The organism is Shewanella sp. SW24 (assembly GCF_025653395.1).
Taxonomy (GTDB): Bacteria; Pseudomonadota; Gammaproteobacteria; order Enterobacterales; family Shewanellaceae; genus Shewanella; species Shewanella oncorhynchi.
Window position 1 is genome coordinate 1 of record NZ_JAKKSH010000039.1, and the last position, 23,976, is coordinate 23,976.

A 23,976-nucleotide genomic window follows, 5' to 3' on the forward strand; every position below is an offset into this window, starting at 1 on the left:
AAGGGCGTCCCTAACAGTCCCTAACATACCGCGCAAGCGTAATTCGAAGATTGGTAATGGCGATATTGACTGGTGTCTGTACAAATATCGCCATCTGGTTGAGAACGTGTTTGCCAGGCTAAAACATTACCGCTCAGTAGCAACAAGGTATGATAAATTAGCCCGGAATTATGCAAGTACACTGGCCTTGGCTTGCTGCCTTATATGGCTGCCAATGTGGGTTGGCTAAATTATGAACAGCAAAGATCAACAGGCCCTAGACTGATATTTTATAATGTTGCTCAATCCGTTACTAAAGACACCAACGCTTAGGATTGTTTTTCTACCTTATTAATACTGCCCTTATACCCAGTTTCGTCGACGGCCTTAAGCAAACTATCTAGATTAAAATCCTCTGGCACTGTCACTAAGGCTTGCTCTGTTTTTAACGAAGCCTTGGCCTTAATCACCCCATCGGTTTTACGCAGCGCTTTATTCACGACAGTGACACACAGCGGACAAGTCATGCCCTTAACATCTAAGGTGACCAACACGTTTGCCGCCCAGCTCGACGCTGAACACAGACTTAAGGCGAGAAATAACACTAACTTCATTCAAGCACCTCTAATAACCAAGGTAATACAAAAGGATATGACTGAAATGCCAGCACAACAGGTACAGTTAACCAGTACAGCCACAGCATCTGAGTACGACTCAACGTCGCTGTACACAGTGGCTTTTTAGCAAAATAGAGCCGCCAAAATCCCATCAGAATCAGCCCAGACGACAGTATCAACATGGGCACTTGCAGCCAGCTCAGTTGCTCAATCCCCGACAGACTTGCGGCCGACACCCCGAACACCAGATAAATAAGCGGTGCAATACAGCATAGGCTTGAAGCAACCGCAGCAACCACTGCGGCGACCATAGTCGCTAAGAGTCCCTTAGCGTTGTTCGGTTGACTGGTAGTCATAGGCAAACACTTTAGGCTCATAATAGTTCACGGGATCGCCATCAACTTCGGCATACGGGTAGCCAAAATTATTCAGTGGTGTCTGTTCGGCTGTAGGGAATAAATCAAAGTCGCGGCCATAGTTAAAGCCAACCCAGTTCATTTCCCAATTGCCAAAGAGGTAATCATTCACGGCCTGAACTGCGGGATCGTTGTGTTCTTTTTTCTCCGTCAAACGCATTTTTGTCACATCGGCAGGATCGGCTGGCAACCAACCATAACCCGCTAAATAGAACATAGCGCGACAATGTTGACCACCACTGACATCGGCAACCCCTTTGTCATCGGCACTACCAAAGGCCTTTTTAGAGTATTCGCCCATCTTGATCGCCTGACCTAAGCGAATCCCAAACATCTCACGGGCAGGGATCCCCACTGCGCGCATTAACGCCACAAATACTGAGTTAATATCGGTACACTTACCGCCTAACTTGCCACTTTCGAGGATACTTGCTACATCACCCGTACCACAGCCAATCACGCTATTATCGCGGAACATATTAGCGCTAACCCAAAGATAAATCAGTCGTGCTTGCTTCAGTGATTCAGTCTCGCTGCCAACTATCTTATCTGCTGTTTGCTTCACAATACCATTAATCGGCATGTGTTTAGTCGGCAGCAAATAACGTTCAACATCTGCAGGATAATGTATCTGCTCTGGGGTGCGGTAATGGGTTAAGGTGCCGCTTTTAACGGGTTCCCAATCTATCGTTTCAATATCAAGCTCAACCGTTATTGTCATGTTCGCTTTGGCATCAGGCCAAGTTGCAAACAGGGTTTTAGCACCATAACTGTTGTTTGAACTGATATAGGCGTCTTTAAAACTGCCCATAAAATTCAGCTGACTCACCAATTGGAATTGCGTGTCTTCGGGCAAAGGGATCCACAACTTAACCACACCCTCTGACCCTTCTGGGGCAATAAGATGGTAAGTATTGATTAAGGTAAAACGGCGGCGTCCATCGCATGAGCTATGTTCAACGACACTCGATTTAGAGGAAGATGCCAGTACTGGCGTGATAAAACCCGCAGTCGACAAAATAGCCGCACTTTTTAAAAAATTGCGTCTTTGCATTATGACATTCCTTTTATTGGATCATGTTTAGGAAGAAGAGAAACTCAACATAAGAGAGCAAGATTATAGGTGCTATAGCACTGTGCAGCAATCAAGCCGCTAACCATACAGTATAAAACCACGACATCGGAGAAAAAGACTCAGTAAAATATGCTACAGCGCTGGCATACACATGAAAATGGAATAAATATCGACGTTGACTTAACAAGCATAATCAATGATAGATTTAGAGCATTTTTATGTAAAAAGCCCAATTTTAGTTTAATAAAAAAGTATCCATTGCGTTATTTTTATAATCTAAAGGCTAAATAATAACCATATTTAGCCTTAGCTAATATTATTAATAAAGATAATTATCTCACCACTTTTCACTCAAGCTTTGAGTCTCTCATTTAGCAAAATCAGTAATATTCTTTGGCAAATTTTCGAAACAGTTTTCAGGGAGATCACAGTCTCACCTGAACAGTTTAATGGTATGGCTGAGTAATCATTCCAAATTTAGAATATTGAACTTACAGTTTTGACTTAAGTTAGCTCGAATTACCTAACGCTTTTTACTCATAAAATATCAAACTTATCTTTCAAAATGGGAGCCAGACCACCATGTTGCAAAAATGTTTAATAAAAGTTTGCGTATGTTTGTACCTGTTCTAGGCTTAAAAACGAATATACTCACTTAAAGGGCTTTTTTATGAAACATAAGCTTTCATTAGGTCTTTGCTCACTTTTGCTCAGCTCCACCGCTTATGCAGAAGTCAACATTTCAGGTTTTGCCTCAGTTGTTGCTGGTCAAGTTCTCGAGGGTTCGGGCGTTGCAGAGTTTGATTTAGGACCCACCTTTCTCGCCGACTATCCACTCGTTGGCGCCTATGATGAAGATATTAGTTTCAAACCCGATACCTTATTTGGTATTCAATTCTCAGCGGATTTGCTCGAAGGTTTATCTGCCACTGCACAGGTTGTTTCCCGTGGGGCTGATGACTTTTCGGCAAGTTTTGAATGGGCTTATCTGTCCTATGAGATCAATGATCATTGGACAGTACAAGGAGGTAAAAAACGCTTACCGCTCTACTATTACAGTGACTTTTTTGATGTTGGATATGCTTATCCTTGGATACGTCCACCCGCAGATAATTACACATGGCAAATATTTAACTACACAGGTGTCAGCGCCTTATATAACTATTTAATTGGCGACTGGACTATGTCTGGACAAGTCTATTACGGTAGCGAAGATAGCGAACCTAATAAGCTTTTATCTGATTTTTTCTTCCTCAAAAATACCCGAGAAGTATGGAAGGATATAGGCGGTATTGTTGTTCAATTCAATAAAGATTGGTTAGATATTCGCCTCACGCATATGCAATACACTAACGAACGTTATATTGGTGGTATTCAGCAGGAATGGAATGGTAGCAACCAACGTACGGGTAAGTTTTATGGCCTATCCGTTAATATAGATTATGAGAATTTCCTTTTTTTATCTGAGCTTAACCGCTTAGATCTCGATGGGAGTAATCTAGATACTTATCTTCTCTCGTTCGGCTATCGTATCGATTCAGTGATGCCTTACATTTCCTATTCGGACTTCAATGATGGTGAAGGCGGTGAAGTTCACCATACAAGTTCTGCAGGTATACGTTGGGATTTCCATCCTTCGGCGGCCTTTAAAATTCAGTATGATGACGTTAAAGATAATGGTGGCCCAGGTATGAAAGTCGCAGGGGATTCGAAATCCATCAGTCTTGGCATTGACTTAGTATTTTAGGAGAGAGAAATGAATAAGTTACTTTGCTTAATCCTACTCAGCTTAGTCTCAATGCCACTATTTGCGGGTGTGGTTGTCATCGTTCATCCCAGTAATGCAGACACTGTCGACCAAAAGGTTATTGAAAATATTTTTCTAGGGAAAACAAAGACCTTTCCTGGTGGAGCGCAAGCCGTGCCGGTCAATCTTGACAGTGCTATGCCCTTAAGGGAAACCTTTGATACTAAAGTGCTGGGCAAGTCATCCAGCCAACTTAAGTCATATTGGTCACAAAAAGTATTTACAGGCAAAGGAACGCCACCCAAGGAAGTCACTAGTGGGGCGGAGATGATAAAATTAGTTGCATCGAACCCCAATATTATTGGCTATATTGATAGTAGTGAGGCCAATGATTCGGTAAAAGTTATTGCCGAGTTTTAGATTGGAGTGCCGAGCTCAAGCTCGGCACAACTTGGGGGCAAGGGATGAATTTCTTTAATGATATTTCTATTTTTAAAAAAGTTATCGCGATATTTATTTTAGCAGTCATCATTTTCGCTTTAAACTTAAGCATTAGTGTCATCTCCATAAATAAAAATCGCACCACACTTAATTATATGGAGCAGCAAGTTTACCAAAGAGTTGAACTCGCCAATCAAAACGTGTTTTTTATCCAACGACTCGATGAACTTTATACTCAATCGGTTTCTTTTGCCGACGAAGACCTGTTAACAAATGCAGGTACTATGTATGAATCTTTACGTAAAAACCTACAACAATTAGATAGTGTCGATCCCTCACAAGCCAATAAACTCAGCAATCTATCCGCTAAATTAACCCGCTATAACGACATGACGATTAAGCTGGCTAAAGGCATGTTGGCGGGTACGATTGATATGGCAAACATTGGCCAGATCAGCCAAGAAAAATCCCAAGCCTATGAAGCTGTACTTAATGAAATACAAGATTACAAACAAAGCAAAGTACTCGAATTTAAACAATCGATAAAAGAAGCTGGCGACAGATCTGCGCAAAGTTTGTGGCTCACCCTCTCCATCGGCATCGCTTTGCTGATCGTGATGTTGATTGTCACTATTGCCATAGCACGCGCTATCAGCTCATCTGCGCGTAATGTCGCCCAGTCACTGAGTGAGCTGGCCGATGGCAAAGGCGATCTTAGTCATCAGCTCAAAGTATCTGGTAGCGATGAACTCGGCCAAGTATCAAGTAACTTCAATCGATTTCTTCGCTTGCTCGGAGATTCTATTCGAAGGGTGGTGAATGTTACCGATCCCTTACTTGATAGCTCGCGCTCACTCAAACAGCGCATGGAAGATGCGACGCATGCCACCCAGCGGCAAAGCCATGATGCCAGCGCAGTACAAGTCTCAATGGAAGACATGCGTCACTCTGTCATCGAAATCTCGCAAAATGCCCGCCAAGCCGCCAGTGCAGCACAGGTCGCGGAGAAAGAAGCGATGCAAGGTATGACAGTCGTTCAGCGCACAATCGATATTTCACAGCAATTAAATACAGGAATTCAGGCGGCTTCTAACTCGATCAACGAGCTCGCTAGAGATACTGAAAATGTCACCTCTATCTTAAATGTGATTACCTCTATTGCCGAGCAAACCAACCTGTTGGCACTTAATGCCGCCATCGAAGCCGCCCGCGCGGGTGAGCAAGGACGAGGCTTTGCCGTAGTCGCTGATGAGGTCCGCGCCCTTGCCTCTAAAACAGCCGATGCAACCACTGAAATTCGCCATGTGTTACAAAACCTTAAAACGGCGGCCATTTCCTCGGTCAATACCATGAATGTGGCGATGTCGAAGTCATCGGAAAATGAAACCAATGCTCAAAATACAGGGAGTGCACTGAAATCAATTCAACAGCAGATTGTCAGTATCAATAGTATGAATACTCACATTGCCTCGGCAACGGAAGAGCAAGCCTCGGTTGCTTCTCAAGTGGTCGATAACGTCGTCAATATGAATGCTTCATTTGAACAGACATTGCAAATTCTGTCGCAGGTTCGCAATGTTTCTGAGGGATTAGTCGATTTTGCCGATGAACTGAAAAACGCCACATCTCAATTCAAACTTTGACCATAGAGCATTATCGAAATGATTGCTCAACATAGAAAACCGGTATTGAGTTTACACTTAATACCGGTTTTTAATTCCTTAAAGCTTATCTTTTTGTACCACTTTATCCGTGTTAACTAAACGCTAAGAAGGGGGATACGCACAGCAATAAGCCTGTGATAATAATGATATACAGCGACACGCCCTTGTACTTATGTAATGCAGGTACTTGGTACACTAAATAAGCGGGGATCAAACAACCGACTAAACCAAAAATTGGACTACAAATCGACGTAAAGCTCAGCACTGGCGCATTCAACACAATCGCGCCCCAAGATAATAGAATGGTAAAAATCATAATGCCGTAACCCACAAGCTTTTTGTTGATACGATCTTCAGGCATATAACGGCGCAGCATGTTCATGGTCAATCCTTGGCAAGCTTCCCTAAAACCAAGATATACGCCAAAGTAAGCCGTCATCACCGCAAAAATATTCAAGGTTAAACTCAGCAATTTCAGTGTTTGTCCCTGCATACCTTGGGCAACCATAGCAAGAGCCGAGATATTTTCTTCCGATGCACGCACGGCTTGATCATGACCCATTGCCAGCGTGAATGACACTGCATAGAAAAACACCACGACAAACAAGACTCCAAAGGCAATATTCATTGCGCGCATCGCTTTAAAGCGCGCTACCGCAAGGGATTTTTCCCGCGAACGGTATGAAATCACCATAGGGCTTAAACTTTGAATAAACAGAATCGATGTTAGCGTAAAGGGCAGCATAACGACCGCATCTTTTAACCAATCTCCCGTGGCTGGGATAGCGCCGATATTATTGATATCCCATTTATCCACCATCAATAACCCTAGCACGGCGACAACGCCCAACTTAGTCAGTACCATAAAAGTAGAGATCTTAAACAAAAGATTCTCACCGCGGGAGGCTAAAGCAACTAAGCCGCAGATCAAGGCTAAACCATAGAAAGGATTTTCTGACAATAACGCTTTAGTGACCCCAAAACTTTGCAAAAATGAAGCACTGTCGTTTGTAATGGCCGTTGAATAAACGAACACCCAAATGACCAGCATGATGAAATACAAACCACCCAACAACATACCCCAGTTTTTACCTAAGTAACCCGAAATCACACTCGGGTAATCCTTACATTCTGGAGATTCTGCTAAGGTATTGATAAACAACCGTTGGAACATATACATGGCAGGATAGCCAATAATGCCAGACAGTAAGAAAACCCATAACCCCATCAAACCGACCTGCACAGGCAAGAATACGATCCCCGCGCCAATCGCCATTCCTATACTCATGATAATCCAGCCCCAATCCGTACTATCGAAGCGGGTATCTGCTTTCCACTGTGCAGCAGTAATTGTTGCATCCATCATTTCACCTTTACCTAGTTGGTATTATTTTGTGCAAATATATTTGAACAAAAAAAACTCAGCAATCAAAATACTCAACTTTTGTTGAACAAAGAGTTAAAGCTCACAACTTGACTGAAAACGAGATAAATAGCGCACAAACCGCAGTGACAAATGAAATTCATTAAAAAATAATTGCAATAAAACATAAAAATACAAATAATGTTGCACATACGCCGACCTAGGCATTCAATTTTATTTGCAAGTTGGAGAGACAATGAAAACCATTATTCACGCAGAACGTGCTCCCGCGGCCATTGGCCCTTATTCCCATGGCACAGCCTATGGCAACCTCATTTTTACCTCTGGCCAACTCCCTGTTTGTAAAAAGAAAGGCAGCGTAGTTGACGGTGGGATTACTGAGCAATCGATTCAATCATTAGAGAATCTCAAATACGTGCTCGAAGCGGGTGGTGGCAGCTTAGAAACGGTTCTTAAAACCACTTGTTATCTTGCAGAGATCAGTGACTTTGCCGCCTTTAACGAAGTGTATAAAACCTATTTTAAAACCGACTGCCCAGCTCGTAGCTGTTTTGCAGTGAAGGACCTTCCGCTGGGCGTTAAAGTAGAAGTTGAAGCGATAGCACACGTTAAAATCTAAGTATTAACATAAGGTTGTAAGCTCATGAAACCCCAATGGCAGCAGTATATTCAAATCATTAAACAAGTGGTTAAGCCCGCATTAGGCTGCACAGAGCCCATCGCCGCCGCTTACGCCGCCGCCGTCGCCCGCGCCTTGCTGGGTGTTGAACCCGATTCAATAGCAGTACAAGTGTCTGACAATCTTTATAAAAACTCTATGGGCGTGTTTGTGCCTGGCACAGGCAAAATCGGTCTGGCAATTGCCGCTGCAGCAGGCGCCATTGCGGGTAATCCTGATGCAGGCTTAGAAGTATTGGCCGTGATCACGCCAGAACAAGTCGCCAGAGCACAGGCCCTTATTGATGCGGGCAAAGTGACGGTCGAGCGCACCGAAACAGCAGAATTTATCTATTGTTGTGTCATCGCGAAAAAAGGCGACCGCGAAGCCCTAGTGAAAATCTGCGGCGGCCATACACTGATCGCCGAGAAGCGCCTCAACGGCGAATCCGTCTTCAGTGTCGATAGCACGCAAGCTAAAGCCACTGGTTCCATCTGTGAAGGCGTGGATATCACTATCGAGTCCATTTATCGCTTCGCCCAAGAAGTCCCCTTCGAAGAGATCAAATTCATTCTCGAAGCCTCTGAGCTAAACGGCAAATTATCCGATGAAGGCATGGCGAATCCCTATGGGCTGGAAGTCGGCCGCACCATGAAAAGCGGCATAGCCGCGGGCATTATCGGTGAAGACTTACTGAATAAAATTGTCATGTTAACTGCTGCAGCATCCGATGCTCGCATGGGCGGGGCAAACTTGCCCGCCATGAGTAATCTTGGCAGTGGTAATCAAGGCATAGCGGCAACTATTCCTGTGGTATTGACGGCACAATGTTATAAGGTTTCGGAAGAAAAACTCGCCCGCGCCTTGATTATGAGCCATCTAGGGGCGATTTATATCAAGTCCCATTATCCACCACTGTCGGCATTTTGTGGCAATACAGTCACCAGCGCAGCCGCTTCTATGGCCATGGTGTATTTAGCCGGTGGCTCGTTCGAACAATCCTGTTTCGCGATTCAAAACGTGATCAGCGACAGCTCTGGCATGGTGTGTGACGGCGCTAAAGCGTCCTGCGCCATGAAGGTTAGCACTTCATCCAGTGCGGCCGTGCGCTCATTTTTGATGGCGCTCAGTAGTCACAATGTCTCAGGCCAAGGTATTATTGCTACCGATGTAGAGAAAACCATTAAAAACATTGGCAAAATGATCCTCAATGGCATGTCATCCACAGATGTCACTATTATCGATATTATGTCGGCATAATGATTTTAACCCGCTGAATATTTGCGGGTTAATAACTAAAGGTTGAAATTGTGAAACTGCAAGATTTAACGCAAAGTGATCTGGATATTCTGAAATCCATCGAAAATATCGTCGATGGCATCGCTGCCATGTATGGTCAACACACAGAAGTGGTATTGCACAGCCTAGATGCGAAACATCCGTCTGTGGTCAAAATTGCCAATGGCCATGTCACAGGCCGTGAAGTGGGTGCTCCAATAACCAACCTTGCCTTGCTCAAGCTCAAAACCGGTCAGGATATTTCCAACTCTTACCTGACTAAATGTGCCAATGGTAAGACGCTAAGATCAATTACGACTGTGATCCGTAACAGTAAAAATCAACCCATAGGGTTACTGTGTATTAACAGCGACATGGATGCACCACTGCAATCAGTTCTGCGCACTATGATGCCAGAGCAACTCCTTGGCAGCGAACTTACCAGCTCGCCCGAAGTGTTTGCCCGCAATATTGATGAAGCGCTCCATAGCACTATCGACAGTGTGAACCATGAGGTTCGCGCGAATCCCGCGATTTCACCTTCACAAAAGAGTCGCGAAATCGTCAATCAACTCCACGAGTTAGGGATTTTCGAACTCAAGGACAGTGCCCAAGTAGCTGCAACTCGATTGGGGATTTCGGTGCATTCGATTTATCGCTATCTGCGGGAAATCAAAGCCAATCAAGCTTAAAGCGAGAAAAAACTCGCCTAAATAGAAAGGGCTAAGGTGTAAATAACCTTAGCCCTTTGGTTTTATTGTTTTTGCACTTGTGATTGTGCTTGTTATTGCGCAGCTTGTCCGCTAAAGCCCATCATATTCCATGCCTGTACTGTGCCATCGGCCATTAAGGCAATGGCATCGAGCAAATTGCTGCGAATGTCGCGCATTTGGCTCAAATCAACGGCTTGTTTATCTAATGTTAACGCAGCCTCGCCTCCCATCCACACCGCAATCGAACCATCTTGGCGTTTAACCGTAAACCCTAAGCCTGTCGGGAAAATATCCGTTGCTTGGGTAATTTCAGTTTTGGGTCCAGAGTGGCCATCAACCACAGTGCCATCCTGTTTTAAAAAGGCAAACTCCCGCTCATAGGTCACCACTTTGCTCACCTGAGTGACTTCTTGATAACGTGGTTGCTTGTCTACCAAGTCCCAACCTTCCCAAGCAATGGCCGTATTATCCTTGCGTAGCGCGACAAACCCCTCCTCAAAGGGATAAACCTTGTGCACTTTTTGCAACTTATCCTGTAGGACTGATGTATCGGCACCATTGAATTTACTGCCCCATACGTGCAGTTGACGACTGATGGTTAAGGCGGCAAATGCGCCACGATTTGCATAAATATCAATCACTTTATTGGCGCGTTTTGTAGTAGATAAACGAGCTGGAAACGCGACGTGATGCTCAGTCAATTCGCCCTCACCCCAGGTATATACGCTGCCATCCGCCAGCAGCGCCGCAAACCCATGATCCGTGTTGACAACTTTCACTGCAGGCGCTAATTGGCTGAGTTTTGCCAGTTGTTCGCGGCCTTTTTGATCATCGCTGACCCCGCCCCAAGACACTAATTTTCCCGTCGCCGTCCTCGCGGTAAAAGCATTATTGTTGGCATAGAGCAGATCAACATGGTTAAGCTCAGAGGCCACGTGGCGACTATCGCCACCATAAGCGGCATCGCCCCAAGTCACTACTGCTCCCCCCAGCTTTAAAGCAGCAAAGGCACCTTTATTAATCAACACAAAATCAATATTGGTCATCGCAGGCGCAGCATATTGACCCGAGAGCAGTTCGGCTGGTGTTGAATCCAGATTAGACCAACTGACTACACTACCATCTTGTTTGATGGCCGCATAAAGCCCTTCTGCCAACACAAAAGAACGAACGCCTGTCAGCACTTGCTTCATCCCCATCCCCCAAGGGATAAGTTTGTCATCACGGGTTAAGGCCGCAAAACCACAGGTATTCTCCGCCGCATATAACTCTTTTACATTGACCAGAGGCTCTGCGGCATTATTGATATCGCCACCACATTCAGCATCGCCCCATGCCACCACAGTACCGTCTTGCTTGAGTGCCGCAAATGCACTGAGATTACTGTAGATTTGACTCACTTGGGCTAACTGGGCAGGCATAGGGATTTTGGTAGAATCGTCGGCCACCTCAAGATTGCTCGGGATGGACGTTAATGAATTATTCGCGGTGGATGGTGATCTGTGAGCCAAGATCGTGTCAGAAATTTGCTGTTTTAATTCGGGCGATATATCAGAATCCTGTTTATCTATGAGTAAGTTAACCACATGACCCAAAGCAAAAATCGCCAGCGCTACACCGCCCCACGAGACCTGTTTTTTATCCACAAGTATATCCTTATCGTAACTGCAAACTCTCACTGAGTTTAAACTGGAACATAACGTCGACTGAGTACGCTAAATGTGAACTGTGATTGTAACCAAAACAGGGCTAAAATGACATTGCCCTAAAGTCGAAAGCTGGCCTGATTCAAGTAAGATGAGCATATGAGCAAAAAAATAAAAGCAGCGTATCTCGCTGCTTTTATTGGATATGATGTTGAGGTAACAAAGGGCTAATCTCTTTTGCCCACTTTCTCTAACCCCCAAACCAGTGCAATCGCCGCTAACATACACACAATGGCGAACAGCAGTTGTGAAGGCTGACCCGTTACTTGCTCAAAATTAAGCGGGGAAATATTTTGCTCCAGCAAAGGTACTTTTTCGCCGTGGGAGTTGGTCCGCCAAGTTAAGATTTCTTTCCATGGCCAAATTTTACCTAAGGTACCTAACATTAATCCGGTTAGAAACACGATAGTGGCATCATGGTATTTACGCAGCAGCGCCGACAATAAATGGCTGAACGTCAGTAATCCCATCACGGCACCAGCAGCAAAACAGGCCAAAATATCCAGCTGAATATTTTTAGCGGCTGCGAGGACCACAGGATATAACCCTAACAATAATAAGATGAAACTGCCTGAAATCCCCGGCAATACCATAGCGCAAATCGCAATCGCGCCGCCGAAAAAGATATTCATGTAACTGGCTTCTACCGCGACCGGATTCAGTACAGTAATCGCCCATGCAGCCAGCACACCAAACGCAAATAAACCTAAACGTGCCACAGTGAAACCACTCACTTGCTTAAGCATATGCACGACAGAGATAAGAATAAGCCCAAAAAAGAACGACCAGATCGGGATGGGATGTACCGCCAACAACCAAGAAATCAGCTTAGCAAAGGTAAAAATACTGGTCAGGATCCCCGCCAGCAGACTCACTAAAAAGCCACCATTAATATGGGCAAATGCCCCTTTTATGCCCTGCGACTTGATTACGCCCCAAAGGGAAGGATTAATGCGTTTTACACTATCAAGCAAAGTATCGAGAATACCGGTAATAAACGCTATGGTGCCGCCCGAAACGCCAGGCACAACATCAGCAGCGCCCATGGCCATTCCCTTAAAATACGTCAGCAAATATTTCACTGTGAGTCCTTGTAGTTAAATCAACATGCCATTGCCGCTACACGACAAATTGGCCGCAATTATACGGTGTTACACTTAAAACCGCGAAATGAAGTTTACTTAATTAAGCCGACTGGTATTTGTTGTTATCCTAATGTTACACTCATCCGACCAGAGCAATCCAAGCTCAACTTGGAACAGGCTCAAGATAACAACACCCCTTTGCACCATTATTAAGGATGACCATGAGCCAGACAGACTCTTCTAGCACTGCAGAACAAAAACCTAATAAAGTGCTCGCGCTCTACCACAAAACTCGCCGTTATCCCTTCGGCCAAAAACTATTTTCAATCATGGTTTCACGCATGGCGCCCTATTTCGGCACCATCAAACCACTGATCACTGAATTACGCCTTAATCATTGCGCCTGTTTAATTAAAAAACGCCATGCCGTTCATAATCATATAAAAACTGTGCATGTGATTGCGATTTGTAATGGTCTAGAAATGGCCATGGGCGTGATGGCCGAAGCCTCTATTCCAAAACATTTACGTTGGATCCCTAAGGGCATGAGTTTGGATTATACGGCTAAAGCAGGCAGCGATATTTTATGTGTCGCCGAAGTGACACCAGAGCAATGGATTCCTGGCGATATGCTGGTCCCCGTTACCGCCTACGACACCCAAGGAGTGGTTGTGGTGAAAGGACATATCAAATTGTGGATTTCAGAAAAACCGCAAAAATAAACGCTTTGAATCAAGACTTACACTTAATATCAGCATTTAAAAAGGGAGCTTCGCTCCCTTTACTTTTTAACCTTCAGCCGTATTTCGCAAAAACATTCGGAGAACTGAATTGTGCGGCGCCTTGCTCGCTCACGTTTAGGTACGAACTGTTAGATACGAGCTTTTAAAATCGCAGCCCTATCGCAATATAGCAGCACAGTTATGCAAAATATTAAGCAAAATGGCTTGCAGTAAAACGCTCAATTAAACGGATAAAGTCGGCTTCAGCAAGCTTGGCACACTTTAAGGTTTGTTCATGGGATAACTGCACGTCCCCCAATCCTTCTGCCATATTGGTAATAGCGCACACAGCCAACACGGGCAAACCACAATGCGCCGCCGAAATCACCTCTGGCACCACGGACATTCCCACTACATCGCCACCGATGATTTGCATCATGCGGATTTCAGCCGCGGTTTCAAAACACGGGCCAGAGTAAGACACAAAGACCCCTTGATTCACTTCAATACCTGCAGCTTTTGCGACACTTAAGGCTTCTGATCTCAGGTCTTTATCATAAGCATTGGCTAGGCTAAAAAAGCGTGGACCGTAGTTATCATCATTTGCGCCCGTCATGGGCGTACCCGGCATAGTGTTAATGTGATCGCTGAAAATCACTAATGATCCCACGCCGATCCGCTCTGGCCGTAATGACCCCGCAGCGTTAGTCACGAGTAACAATTCACACCCTAAACGTTTGAAAGTACGCACAGGCGTCGTCATCACCTTCATGCTTTGGTGCTCGTAAAAATGCCCGCGGCCTTTCATGCACACTATATCGATGCCATGTAAGCTCCCGAGCACAAGCTCTCCAGAGTGGCCGACGACGGTACTCACAGGAAAGCCGTCTAACTCTTCATAGGGGATCACTACTTTGTTATCTAAATTATCGGCAAACGCGCCAAGCCCTGAGCCCAAAATCATAGCTGCACGGGGAGAGAAATTCGGTTTACGGGCTCGAATCGTCGCAAGGGCATTAATAACGGGATCATGGCTCATACAAGGTACCTCATAGCAAAGGAATGAAAGAGTAAACGCCCTCAGTATAAGCGGGCTTAGGGTTGTAAATAATCGCGATTAATCGCACTATTGTGCTGATAAAAATGACAATAACTAAAAAATGGTGAGCCTAAGATGAGCAAGATAAACGCACCTGAACTCGTCACCTTGAAGATGCTGCGGTATTTCCATCGAGTGGCTGAAGTGAAAAACTTTACCGCTGCCGCCGAGCAACTGCATTTATCGAAATCTCCGCTGAGCGCACAAATCAAAGAGTTAGAATCGCTCCTTGGCGTTGAGCTATTCACCCGCAGCACTCGTCAGGTCGAGCTCACTCCCTATGGCCAATTGTTAAAAGAGAAGTGCGAGCAAATATTCGAACTGGTGAATACCTCATTGGAACAAGTGGCTCAGCTTGGGCGACTCGATAGAAACCATATTCGGATTGGCATCATGAGCTCGCTTTTTTGGATGGGATTTGGTGACATACTGAAAAGCTTTCGCAAGCAATGCCCTGATAATGAGCTGATCTTTCAAGAGTTATCACCTGAAACTCAAAAAGTCGCCTTAGCGCATCAAGAAGTCGATTTTGGCCTAGTGCGCTACGCCGACACCTTAAATCTGCCGCACCTCATCGCCGAGACCATCACCAGCGAACCTATGGTGTTAGCGCTGGCAAATAAACATCCCTTAGCCAGACGTAAAAGCATCGACTTGAGTGAACTCAAAGATGAGCCCTTTACCTTACTCAGCCGTGCCAACTCCGCCTCTAGCGATTTGATTATCGCCAGCTGTCAGGCCGCAGGATTTATGCCGCAACTGGTACAGGAAATGGTCGAGCCCAATAGCTTAATGGCGATCATCGCTGGCGATAACAGGGTATCCATAGTGCCGCAAAGTTACGCATCACAGCCTTGGCCTAGGGTAAAGTTTATTAAATTAAAACAAACTATTCCCGCCGATATCTGCCTGATTTATCGGCCAGAAATGGCTTCTCTGCCGATTCTCGATAGCCTGAGGGACTTATTGAAGCAACAAATCAAAACCATTTAGATTGTCTCCCAAACGAGTGCTATGCTGAGTTTAATATTCAGGGTTCATATTTTAAGGATATCGGATATCAAGATGGATAAATTTTTAGCGGCAGCCATTGAAGAAGCCAAACAAGGACTCGCCGAGGGCGGCATCCCCATTGGTTCGGTATTAGTGATCGATGGCAAAATCGTCGGACGCGGCCACAATAAACGGGTACAAAAAGGCAGTTCAGTACTGCATGCCGAAATGGATTGCCTCGAAAATGCCGGCCGATTTAGCGCCGCCGAGTACCAAAGGGCGACCTTGTATTCCACCCTATCGCCCTGCGATATGTGCAGCGGCGCAGTATTACTTTATGGCATACCAAAAGTCATCGTCGGTGAAAACGCTACCTTCCAAGGGCCAGAAGCCTATGTAAAATCCCGCGGCGTGGATGTCACTGTGGTCGATAATGCCGAGTGCAAACAATTGATGCAGGACTTTATCGCCAGTAATCCCACACTCTGGAACGAAGATATCGGCGAGTAATGGTTCGACAGTCTTCTCAATCCGTTTCTGCATTTTTGTATTTCACTTTTTACGTTGGCGCTAATTCACTTTCTACCTTTCCTGTATTTTACTTTTTGTGTTGGCTGTATTTCATTGGAGGCTAGCGCCTGCTAGGCTAGCCCTCCCAAATTCCAGTGAAAAGTGGAACATGTCTACTAGCGAAAGGAACTCAGCTAACGTGTCAGCAAACTTACCTAAAGACCCTTGGTCAAGATCAGACTCCACGCAGCCTGTTGTAATGACGATACCCGCACAGCGTAATGCCAACCTCGATGCTATTCGCGGCTTAGCCGTGTTGGGGATATTTTTTATGAATATCTATTTTATGGGCATTACTTTTTTTGGCTATGCGCCCCATGAAACACAGCCGCTGTCGGATCACATTATCAAAGTGTTCAGTAACTTTTTCATCGAGGCACGCTTTATCAGTCTGTTTTCCATCTTGTTTGGTGTCGGGCTTTTTATTCAATATCAGCGATTTAGCGCCAAAGGCCTAGAAGCTTATTCCCTACTGCGATCACGTTTAAAATGGTTAATTGTATTTGGCCTACTCCACGGCATTTTTATTTGGTCAGGTGATATTTTATTCACCTATGGCATCAGCGGATTTTTAGCTTTGTGTTACAAAGATTTAAGTGTTGAAGCCCTTAAGCGCAAAGCGAATATTTTTATTTTAAGCGCCTTAGTTATCATTACGCTGGTTAGCCTTACGGGCAGCGATGAACCTTTCACTCGAGAATCGAGTCTATTTGCAGAGCAATACAGTGCATGGACCTCTGGCTATGCCGACCAACTATTACTGCAATTGATGCAAGTTGGCTATATGGCACTGGTGATCCCTTTTACCATAATGTGGTTTACGGCTGGCTTGATGTTGCTCGGAATGGCTTTGTATCAACAAGGGACTTTTGAGCAAGGTTTTAGTAAATCGGTACTGGTAAAGTTAGTGCTAGCAAGCGTAACGCTATCACTGCTTGATACCATCTTAAGTTTAACGAAAAATACTATTCTCGTTGCGTTTTCAGATGTGTTAATCATGCTAAGTGCTATTCCTATGGCGCTGATTTACATCCACATTATAGTTAAGGTTTGCCAGAATAATCCTAATATACTGACTTCGTTGCAAAATGTAGGCAAACTCGCGTTTAGTCTCTATATTCTGCAATCCATCATTGGCGTGTTAGTGTTTAGACACTTAGCTCCCGAATTGCTATTGAGCTTAGATAGATGGGGATACATGGCCATGGCGCTGGTTTATTCAGTAGTGCAATTACTGTTAGCCAGCCTGTACTTACGCTATTTCAAGCAAGGGCCGCTGGAGAAACTGTGGCGCCACCTCGTGTTAAAAAAATACACGGCATCACAAGAACACAAGCAAGCTTAAAAACACTGACACGAGATTAATACCAGATAATGACGAACAAAAAAACTACTAAAACGGGCAACAGCGCTTCACCTCAAACCAATCGCTCGCAAAAGAGTCGAGCACAAAGCGGTCGCGCTCAGAACAGTCGCACACAGAACAATCGCGCCCAAAGTAGCCGCACTCAAAAATCCAATACAGCCGCTTCAGGCTCAAGCCTTATGCCGCTGTTATTGGTGGTGATTTTTCTTGCTGGCTTAATCGGCGCAGCGCAGCAACATATGCTGCCAGTCGGGATTGCGGGCATGTACCTCACGCTAAGCCTGCTCACCTTTATCGCCTATGCCATCGATAAATCCGCCGCTAAACGTAATAAATGGCGCACTAAAGAAAGCACATTACATCTGCTCGCTCTCATGGGCGGTTGGCCCGGCGCTCTATTTGCCCAAAACCTGTTAAGACACAAGTCCATTAAAGCCTCATTTAGAAACGTCTTTTGGCTCACCGTTGTCGCCAACTTAGCCGTGCTGGGTTATGGCATAAAAACTGGCGCCGTAGATATGTTTATCTAGCAAGCAATGGATTCTATGAAAATCAAAAGTTTGTCACTAAAACGCTTTAACTTATTTTAATATAAAAACAAAAGGTTAAATTATGAAAAAATTTTTAGTTGCAGTTTTGGGTGTTGCAATACTATCGGGTTGTGCCGCACCTCGCTATACAGCAAAACCAATAGAAACAAATACTAACAATGTAGAAATAGTCATTATTAAGGATAAAGAAACACGTGACGGCTTCCAAGAAACAATGGAGACATGGCTAAAAGCAAATAATTACACCTACACAGTGCAGCCTGATGGTTCTAAACATGATTTAAATAAACTCACATTAGAATATGAAGGTAATTGGACTTGGGACTTGGCATTATATTTAAAAAGCGCTGAAATTAACGCATTTCAGAATGGCCAAAGAGTTGGCAGTGTTAAGTTTCAAGTACCCTATACTGCGAACCCGAGTAAGTTTGGTAATGCTGCGAATCGTATTAGCTATATGATGTCAGCTCTATTTGGTCAAATCACCGCTGATGAAGCAACAAAAAAAGTAAATGGTTCAAGCGATTAATATCATTGAAACCTTAACTAAAAAACAGGGTAATCATTGAATTACCCTGTTTAGTTTTGCACTGTTTATTATCTTTAAAACCAGCTCAACACGATACTGATAATCACGCCAGTGATCATCAATTGCATTAAACAAAAACCCATAATATCCCGCGCTTTTAAGCCTGCAATCGCCAGCACGGGCAGTGCCCAGAAAGGTTGAATTAAGTTAGTCCACGCATCTCCCCAAGCAACGGCCATTGCGACCCGAGCAACATCTGCACCTAAAGCTTGTGCAGCGGGTAACATAATCGGGGCCTGCACCGCCCACTGGCCACCTCCCGATGGCACAAAAATATTCACAATTCCTGCACTGATAAAGCTCCAAAATGGCAGGCTCTCGGCGCTAGCGATGGCCACAAAACCTTCCGAAATACTTTGAGCTAAACCCGATTGCACCATCACAGCCATAATGCCCGCATAAAAGGGAAATTGGATAACAATACCTGCGCCGCCCTTAATGGCCTCATTCAAACTGGTTAATAAACTGCGTGGTGTTTGATGTAACAGTATGGCGAGGAATAAAAATAAGAAGTTCACTAAATTGAGGTTTAAGCTGCCGCCCTGCACCCAAAAGTAATAACCTAAATATACAAGCCCAGCGCCACCGACGCTCCAGCCGAGTAAACGACTATTTTCTAACTTATCCGCAGGACGGCTTTCAGGCTGACGCTCGCTCATATTTGCAGGGTTAAGCTCTAACGCCGAAGAATCAAGTTCGGCGTCTTTGTCATCAAGGGCGCTTGGGTCAACATAAACACTGTCCTTATCTTCAGGCAACATAAAGCGATTCACTAAGGGCATGACCACAAACAGAATTGCCACTAACAATAAATTATAACTCGCGAAAATGGTGTCACTGGTAGGGATGATACCGATTTGCGATTCAGAGAAATGCCCCGCCGTCGCTATGGTTAATGGGATCGAACCCGCAAGCCCACCATGCCAAACCACAAAGCCGGAATAGGCGCTGGCGACCAGCAGCCGATAATCCACTTTTACTTTGCGAGCTAAGGCTTTGGCAAATAACGCGCCCACCACTAGCCCAAAACCCCAGTTAATCCAACTGGCGGCCAGTGACACCAAAGTCACTAAAATAATGGCTTGTGGTGCCGACTTAGCCAATCCAGCAATGGCATCGAGCAGCTTTTTAATCGGCGGCGAGCTTGCCAACATAAATCCTGCCACCAGCACTAACAGCATCTGCATCGAAAAACTTAACAGCGTCCAAAAGCCATCACCCCAATAATTGATGACTTCCAGCGGGGTTTTATGTTCGGCAACCACAGCAGCAATTAATACGACTAAGGTAAGTAAAAGCACGAAAATATAAGGATCGGGTAGATATCGGTCGACGAGTTTGACCAGAGGTTTTGCCGCTTTGTTTAACATAGACTTTCCTTGTTTATTATCTGAATTTTAGTTCTTATTTGTTTTTATTGAATTTTTATTGAGTCTTAAGCCCACAGATTAAGCGATCTCTAAAGCAGGATAAAGTCTTGAGGGAGTTTTTAACGGTTTGAACTGGTAGCACCAGATATCCAGCTCAACGCACACGCGAGTGCCGATAGCATCTGATGCTAAAAAACTGATAATATGGCAAAAATTAACTAAGGTGCTCTTTATATGAAAATGTTACTTGCCGTTGTGGTGATTGCTGGGGTGATTTTTTACTTCTTTACCTCGATGAACGGCCAAAAAGCCGCCCAAGAAAATATCCGTTTAGGCAATGAGTTTTTAACACAAAACAAAACCAAAGAAGGTGTGATCACCACAGCTTCAGGTTTGCAATATCAAGTATTAACTCAGGGCGATGGCACAGTTCATCCTAAAGCCAGCGATACAGTGACAGTCCATTATCATGGCACTTTGATTGACGGTACTGTGTTTGACAGTTCGGTTGATCGCGGCGAACCCATCGCATTTCCGCTTAATCGGGTGATTAAAGGTTGGACTGAGGGCGTACAGCTTATGGTTGTTGGCGATAAAATGCGGTTTTTTATTCCCAGTGAACTCGCCTACGGTAACCGTAGCACGGGCAAGATTGGTGGTGGTTCTGTGTTAATTTTTGATGTGGAACTGCTTAAGATTGATTAAATCAGTCTTCAATGAGTCTGTCTTAACGCATTCGGCTGTATTCATAAAAAAACCTAACGCTTAATAAAGAAAAAAGCCCTGAATCTTCGCAGGGCTTTATTTTTTAACCAATAATATCAAAATTTTGGATAATTACTGGCAGGTTGCCGCGCCAATATCAACCCATACTGCTGCAACACCCGGTACATCACCTTTAGTCCAGTAACTCGCCTTCCAAACACGACCGTTATAGCGAGTAGTTTGACCGCCGTTATACACCACACCCGCATCCCAACCGAGATCAACTTGGCTGAGTAGCTGCCATTGGTCTGCGGTGCGAGATGGCGTATTGCCCTGAGTCCAATACTTTGCTTTCCATACCAACTGACTATGACTCACAGTATTACCCGTGTTGTATACCACACTGGTTTGCCAAGCAGGATAGTTACCGGCATTGGGATCGGTTGCATCGCATCCACCGCCGACTACTTTTGGCGTCACGGTCAGATTAGTCGATGCGCTCGCATCTAAGGCACCATCGGAAACCAGCACGCTCAAACCATAGAGGGTCGCTTCGGTAACATTGGGGCCAGTAACTACTAACGTGGCACTATTTTGCCCGGTTGCCGACACGCCTGCGGGCACAGTCCAAGCGTAGGTTAAAGCATCACCATCTGCATCGGAGGCATTCACCACTATACTGACGGTTTTACCCGCTTCAACTGTCGCAGTCGGAGCCAGAGTCACTACAGGTGCTTGATTAGGCGTATCAGCCTTGTTGGTTACTGTCACTGAATCTGTGGCAGATAACCCTTCAGGATCCGTGACTTTAAGGCTAAAACCATAGGCGACATCGGTTTGGGTTGCTCCCAGTTGAATAGTCGCATTCGCCATATCTGCATTCGCGATGGCAACACTTGGCCCAGAGACTTGAGTCCAGAGATAGCTTAAGGCAGCGTTTTCAGGATCGCGCGAACCGCTACCATTGAGCGTCACATCGGCGGGACCTGTGACATTCACATCCACGCCAGCATTGGCAATGGGCGCTTTATTCACTGGCGGAGTGGTGCCTTCACCATGACCTAAACCTTCGTGCATGGCATTCAGAATGTCACCATTATCGGCATCAAGTTCCCACGCAAAAAGCCCACCAAGTTGATTAGAAAGCACATATTGCCCCTTGGCTTTAACTGAACGAGCATCATCGAAAGTGATTAAATCGCCAGTAGATGCCTTGAACAAAGATGGCGCCTCGGCCGTTTCGTCATAGCTGTAAGTCCAACCGCTTCCCATGTAGTCATTCGCTATCTGACGATAATCCACCACACCAGCTTCCCAAGTACCTTTTACTTTGCCCGTTGCCGTCCCCGTGAAAGGATTATTACCACTGTAGCCATTCACACCTGTCCAGCCGCGGCCATACATAGCGGCACCGACCACAATTTTCCCTGGGGTCACACCTTGGCCTAACAGCGCATTAACGCCATTAGCTGTGGTGTAACGAGTATTAGGATCCCAACTCGCTTCATACAGATTGGTTTGATGGCCGAGTTCAGTATTAGTCCAACCACCATTAAAGTCGTAACTCATCAAGAAGATGTAATCCATGTACTGCTGAGCAGCCTGATAATCGACTTTTTGAATTTTATCGTCACCAGCGCTAATCGCTGAGGTCAGCTCATAGGTACGACCCGTTTCGGCGCTTAGTTCATCAAGCATCGCCCGCAGTTCACGCATCAGAGTCACATAGGTTTCACCGTCATTGGCATTACCTAAATTTGGGTTAGCGCCATTCCCCCCTGGAAATTCCCAGTCGATATCAACGCCATCGAAGAATTTCCATGTCTGTAGAAACTCTTTCACCGAAGCGACAAAGATATCGCGCTTGGTTTTATCACCGAAGAAAAAGAAGGGATCCGAGAGGGTCCAACCACCGACCGAAGGTAAAATCTTCAAATCTGGATGTGCTTGCTTAAGTGCCATCAATTGACCGAAGTTACCTTTGTAAGGATCTGAATGCTCACTCACTCCCGCCTGCGGTATTTGAATCGCTGCCCAAGGATCGTGAATCGCAACTTTAAAATCACCACGACCACTACAGGCACGTTGCAACGCTTCGAAACTACCTTCGATTTCTTTCAAGCTATCATTGATGCCATCACCACCACAAATTGGGGTAAAGCCATATAAAATATGGGTTAAGTTTTGTGCAGGTATCTTATCGACCGGGAATTTACGACCGTATACGCCCCATTCGACAAAGTAACCGCCCACCACTTTGCCTGATTTATTAGCATAGGGACGGTTGTTTTCTTTTAGGGGAGCATTGAGTGGCACTAAATGGCTGCCGTCGGTATCAGCCACGAGGATTTGTTTAACATCACTCGCAGTACAACCATCGCTGTTACACAGTTGTACTTGCATCTGATAACGGCCGCCCTTGTTCACCTTAAAGTTAGCGGTTCCCGACGCGCCAGATGGGCCTTCCCAAACCACATTGCCGTTGAGCAACACTTGGGCTCTATTGCCCACATCGCCACTCCAAAGGTTCCAACTGACGGAGACATCGGCGGCATCTTTCACCGTAACTAATTGATTGTAAGCGGTAGCCGCTTGATTCACTTCAATAATAGCGAACTTAGTTTCGCCCCAACCTAAAGTCGGTTTACCGGGCGCCGCTGCAAAAACGCTGGCACTGATGGTAGATGCCAGCGCTGATGCCACTAGCAAGGCTGATGTTGAAATTTGAGTCTTGAACATGAGATATCCCTATTGAATTTTTATATGAATCAATAAGGCAAACAAAGCGTAGACAGGAAACAGCACTCTCTTAAAACCATGCAAAACGACTGACAACTGCACGAAGAAAAACCTGTGGTATCCCCGCTATCATAGGTACAGACGAACCCTTAGACCGGAGGCTTTGCGTCCCAGTTTTTCAACTGGTTTGCCTTTTACACACAATGACAACGTTGTCATTGCAAATATCAGCATAAGCGTAAGCGCAATAAAATTGCAACAAAATATTATCAACTGCGTTATTGGCTAAAATCGTAAATAGAACTAGTCATCTGATAAGAAAGGAATTATGCAAATTAAACTATCGCTAATATTTACTTTGGATAATGAGGATTATCTGAATACTTTAAAAATAAAAAAACAGGACTCGATATGCCAAAGGCATCATAAGTCCTGCTTTATATTTCACAATTTACGTCGCTTATGCAGCTAAAACTCAATCACTAAACATTCATGGCGCAAACCATTGT

23 protein-coding genes and 1 riboswitch are annotated in these 23,976 nt (G+C 44.9%); of the genes, 14 read left to right on the forward strand and 9 right to left on the reverse strand.

Annotated elements, in window-relative coordinates:
* Window positions 1-229 (forward strand): transposase (locus L5M17_RS21020; protein ID WP_263149036.1); only part of this gene is annotated, 229 nt, incomplete at its 5' end.
* 79 nt (window positions 230-308) lie between these two features.
* On the opposite strand, the gene L5M17_RS21025 is transcribed toward L5M17_RS21020, so the two are convergent.
* From L5M17_RS21025 to L5M17_RS21035, 3 genes are read right to left on the reverse strand one after another with little or no spacing between them, the layout of a single operon-like run.
* A complete protein-coding gene (locus L5M17_RS21025) occupies window positions 309-593 on the reverse strand; it encodes a heavy-metal-associated domain-containing protein (protein ID WP_028761311.1) in 285 nt (94 codons plus the stop codon).
* A complete protein-coding gene (locus tag L5M17_RS21030; protein WP_317629604.1) occupies window positions 590-907 on the reverse strand; it encodes a hypothetical protein in 318 nt (105 codons plus the stop codon). Before L5M17_RS21030 ends, L5M17_RS21025 begins: the two co-directional genes overlap by 4 nt.
* Window positions 908-923: 16 nt before the next feature.
* Window positions 924-2,066, reverse strand: coding sequence for a transglutaminase-like domain-containing protein (locus tag L5M17_RS21035; RefSeq protein ID WP_263149039.1), 1,143 nt, complete (start codon window positions 2,064-2,066; stop codon window positions 924-926).
* 691 nt (window positions 2,067-2,757) lie between these two features.
* Between L5M17_RS21035 and L5M17_RS21040 the strand changes: the two genes are divergently transcribed.
* Genes L5M17_RS21040 through L5M17_RS21050 form a run of 3 tightly spaced genes read left to right on the forward strand, consistent with a single transcriptional unit; the run spans window position 2,758 to window position 5,918 of the window.
* A complete protein-coding gene (locus L5M17_RS21040) occupies window positions 2,758-3,834 on the forward strand; it encodes a porin (RefSeq protein ID WP_263149040.1) in 1,077 nt (358 codons plus the stop codon).
* 9 nt (window positions 3,835-3,843) lie between these two features.
* The gene (locus tag L5M17_RS21045) at window positions 3,844-4,254 is read left to right on the forward strand and encodes a phosphate ABC transporter substrate-binding protein (protein ID WP_105251847.1); all 411 of its coding nucleotides are present in this window, start codon (window positions 3,844-3,846) and stop codon (window positions 4,252-4,254) included.
* 44 nt (window positions 4,255-4,298) lie between these two features.
* Window positions 4,299-5,918: a methyl-accepting chemotaxis protein gene (locus L5M17_RS21050; protein WP_168823013.1), complete on the forward strand. Its 1,620-nt coding sequence runs from the start codon at window positions 4,299-4,301 to the stop codon at window positions 5,916-5,918.
* Window positions 5,919-6,030: 112 nt separating this feature from the next.
* Here the strand turns inward: L5M17_RS21050 and L5M17_RS21055 are convergent, their stop codons facing one another.
* Entirely contained in the window at window positions 6,031-7,302 is a 1,272-nt protein-coding gene (locus tag L5M17_RS21055; protein WP_028761316.1) for an amino acid permease, read from the reverse strand.
* Between the two features lie 256 nt (window positions 7,303-7,558).
* Between L5M17_RS21055 and L5M17_RS21060 the strand changes: the two genes are divergently transcribed.
* The 3 genes from L5M17_RS21060 to L5M17_RS21070 are packed head-to-tail and all read left to right on the forward strand — an operon-like array spanning window position 7,559 to window position 9,951.
* Complete coding sequence (locus tag L5M17_RS21060) at window positions 7,559-7,942, forward strand: RidA family protein (protein WP_131523623.1); 384 nt, start codon at window positions 7,559-7,561, stop codon at window positions 7,940-7,942.
* Between the two features lie 24 nt (window positions 7,943-7,966).
* Window positions 7,967-9,241 (forward strand): serine dehydratase subunit alpha family protein, encoded by a 1,275-nt coding sequence (locus L5M17_RS21065; RefSeq protein ID WP_105251844.1) that lies wholly within the window; start codon window positions 7,967-7,969, stop codon window positions 9,239-9,241.
* A gap of 50 nt (window positions 9,242-9,291) precedes the next feature.
* Window positions 9,292-9,951, forward strand: a complete 660-nt coding sequence (locus L5M17_RS21070; protein WP_113939392.1) for a transcriptional regulator — start codon at window positions 9,292-9,294, stop codon at window positions 9,949-9,951.
* A gap of 92 nt (window positions 9,952-10,043) precedes the next feature.
* Here the strand turns inward: L5M17_RS21070 and L5M17_RS21075 are convergent, their stop codons facing one another.
* Both L5M17_RS21075 and L5M17_RS21080 read right to left on the reverse strand, forming a co-directional pair.
* Window positions 10,044-11,618: a hypothetical protein gene (locus L5M17_RS21075; RefSeq protein ID WP_173497566.1), complete on the reverse strand. Its 1,575-nt coding sequence runs from the start codon at window positions 11,616-11,618 to the stop codon at window positions 10,044-10,046.
* Window positions 11,619-11,845: 227 nt separating this feature from the next.
* On the reverse strand, window positions 11,846-12,760 hold the full coding sequence (locus L5M17_RS21080; RefSeq protein ID WP_198573749.1) for a DUF368 domain-containing protein: 915 nt from the start codon (window positions 12,758-12,760) through the stop codon (window positions 11,846-11,848).
* Between the two features lie 224 nt (window positions 12,761-12,984).
* Between L5M17_RS21080 and L5M17_RS21085 the strand changes: the two genes are divergently transcribed.
* Window positions 12,985-13,485, forward strand: a complete 501-nt coding sequence (locus L5M17_RS21085) for a hotdog fold domain-containing protein (RefSeq protein WP_131523620.1) — start codon at window positions 12,985-12,987, stop codon at window positions 13,483-13,485.
* Window positions 13,486-13,696: 211 nt separating this feature from the next.
* On the opposite strand, the gene xapA is transcribed toward L5M17_RS21085, so the two are convergent.
* Window positions 13,697-14,524, reverse strand: a complete 828-nt coding sequence (gene xapA / locus L5M17_RS21090) for a xanthosine phosphorylase (RefSeq protein ID WP_028761323.1) — start codon at window positions 14,522-14,524, stop codon at window positions 13,697-13,699.
* A gap of 135 nt (window positions 14,525-14,659) precedes the next feature.
* Here xapA and L5M17_RS21095 point away from each other — a divergent pair, with 135 nt between their 5' ends.
* The 5 genes from L5M17_RS21095 to L5M17_RS21115 all read left to right on the forward strand — a co-directional run bounded on the left by L5M17_RS21095 (window position 14,660) and on the right by L5M17_RS21115 (window position 18,593).
* Window positions 14,660-15,577, forward strand: coding sequence for a LysR family transcriptional regulator (locus tag L5M17_RS21095; RefSeq protein WP_263149045.1), 918 nt, complete (start codon window positions 14,660-14,662; stop codon window positions 15,575-15,577).
* 72 nt (window positions 15,578-15,649) lie between these two features.
* Window positions 15,650-16,087: a nucleoside deaminase gene (locus L5M17_RS21100; protein WP_263149046.1), complete on the forward strand. Its 438-nt coding sequence runs from the start codon at window positions 15,650-15,652 to the stop codon at window positions 16,085-16,087.
* A 199-nt stretch (window positions 16,088-16,286) separates the two neighbouring features.
* Window positions 16,287-17,492, forward strand: coding sequence for a DUF418 domain-containing protein (locus L5M17_RS21105; RefSeq protein ID WP_263149049.1), 1,206 nt, complete (start codon window positions 16,287-16,289; stop codon window positions 17,490-17,492).
* A 29-nt stretch (window positions 17,493-17,521) separates the two neighbouring features.
* Window positions 17,522-18,043, forward strand: a complete 522-nt coding sequence (locus L5M17_RS21110; protein WP_263149050.1) for a DUF1294 domain-containing protein — start codon at window positions 17,522-17,524, stop codon at window positions 18,041-18,043.
* A gap of 82 nt (window positions 18,044-18,125) precedes the next feature.
* Window positions 18,126-18,593 (forward strand): Sbal_3080 family lipoprotein, encoded by a 468-nt coding sequence (locus L5M17_RS21115; protein WP_012587132.1) that lies wholly within the window; start codon window positions 18,126-18,128, stop codon window positions 18,591-18,593.
* A gap of 74 nt (window positions 18,594-18,667) precedes the next feature.
* On the opposite strand, the gene L5M17_RS21120 is transcribed toward L5M17_RS21115, so the two are convergent.
* Entirely contained in the window at window positions 18,668-20,023 is a 1,356-nt protein-coding gene (locus tag L5M17_RS21120; protein ID WP_263149052.1) for a short-chain fatty acid transporter, read from the reverse strand.
* Window positions 20,024-20,257: 234 nt separating this feature from the next.
* On the opposite strand from L5M17_RS21120, the gene L5M17_RS21125 reads away from it, so the two are divergent.
* Entirely contained in the window at window positions 20,258-20,728 is a 471-nt protein-coding gene (locus L5M17_RS21125) for an FKBP-type peptidyl-prolyl cis-trans isomerase (RefSeq protein ID WP_028761331.1), read from the forward strand.
* A 132-nt stretch (window positions 20,729-20,860) separates the two neighbouring features.
* Here L5M17_RS21125 and L5M17_RS21130 read toward each other — a convergent pair whose 3' ends face one another.
* Window positions 20,861-23,467: a glycosyl hydrolase family 18 protein gene (locus L5M17_RS21130; protein ID WP_263149054.1), complete on the reverse strand. Its 2,607-nt coding sequence runs from the start codon at window positions 23,465-23,467 to the stop codon at window positions 20,861-20,863.
* A 113-nt stretch (window positions 23,468-23,580) separates the two neighbouring features.
* A riboswitch (cyclic di-GMP riboswitch) is annotated at window positions 23,581-23,669 on the reverse strand.
* Window positions 23,670-23,976 lie beyond the last annotated feature (307 nt).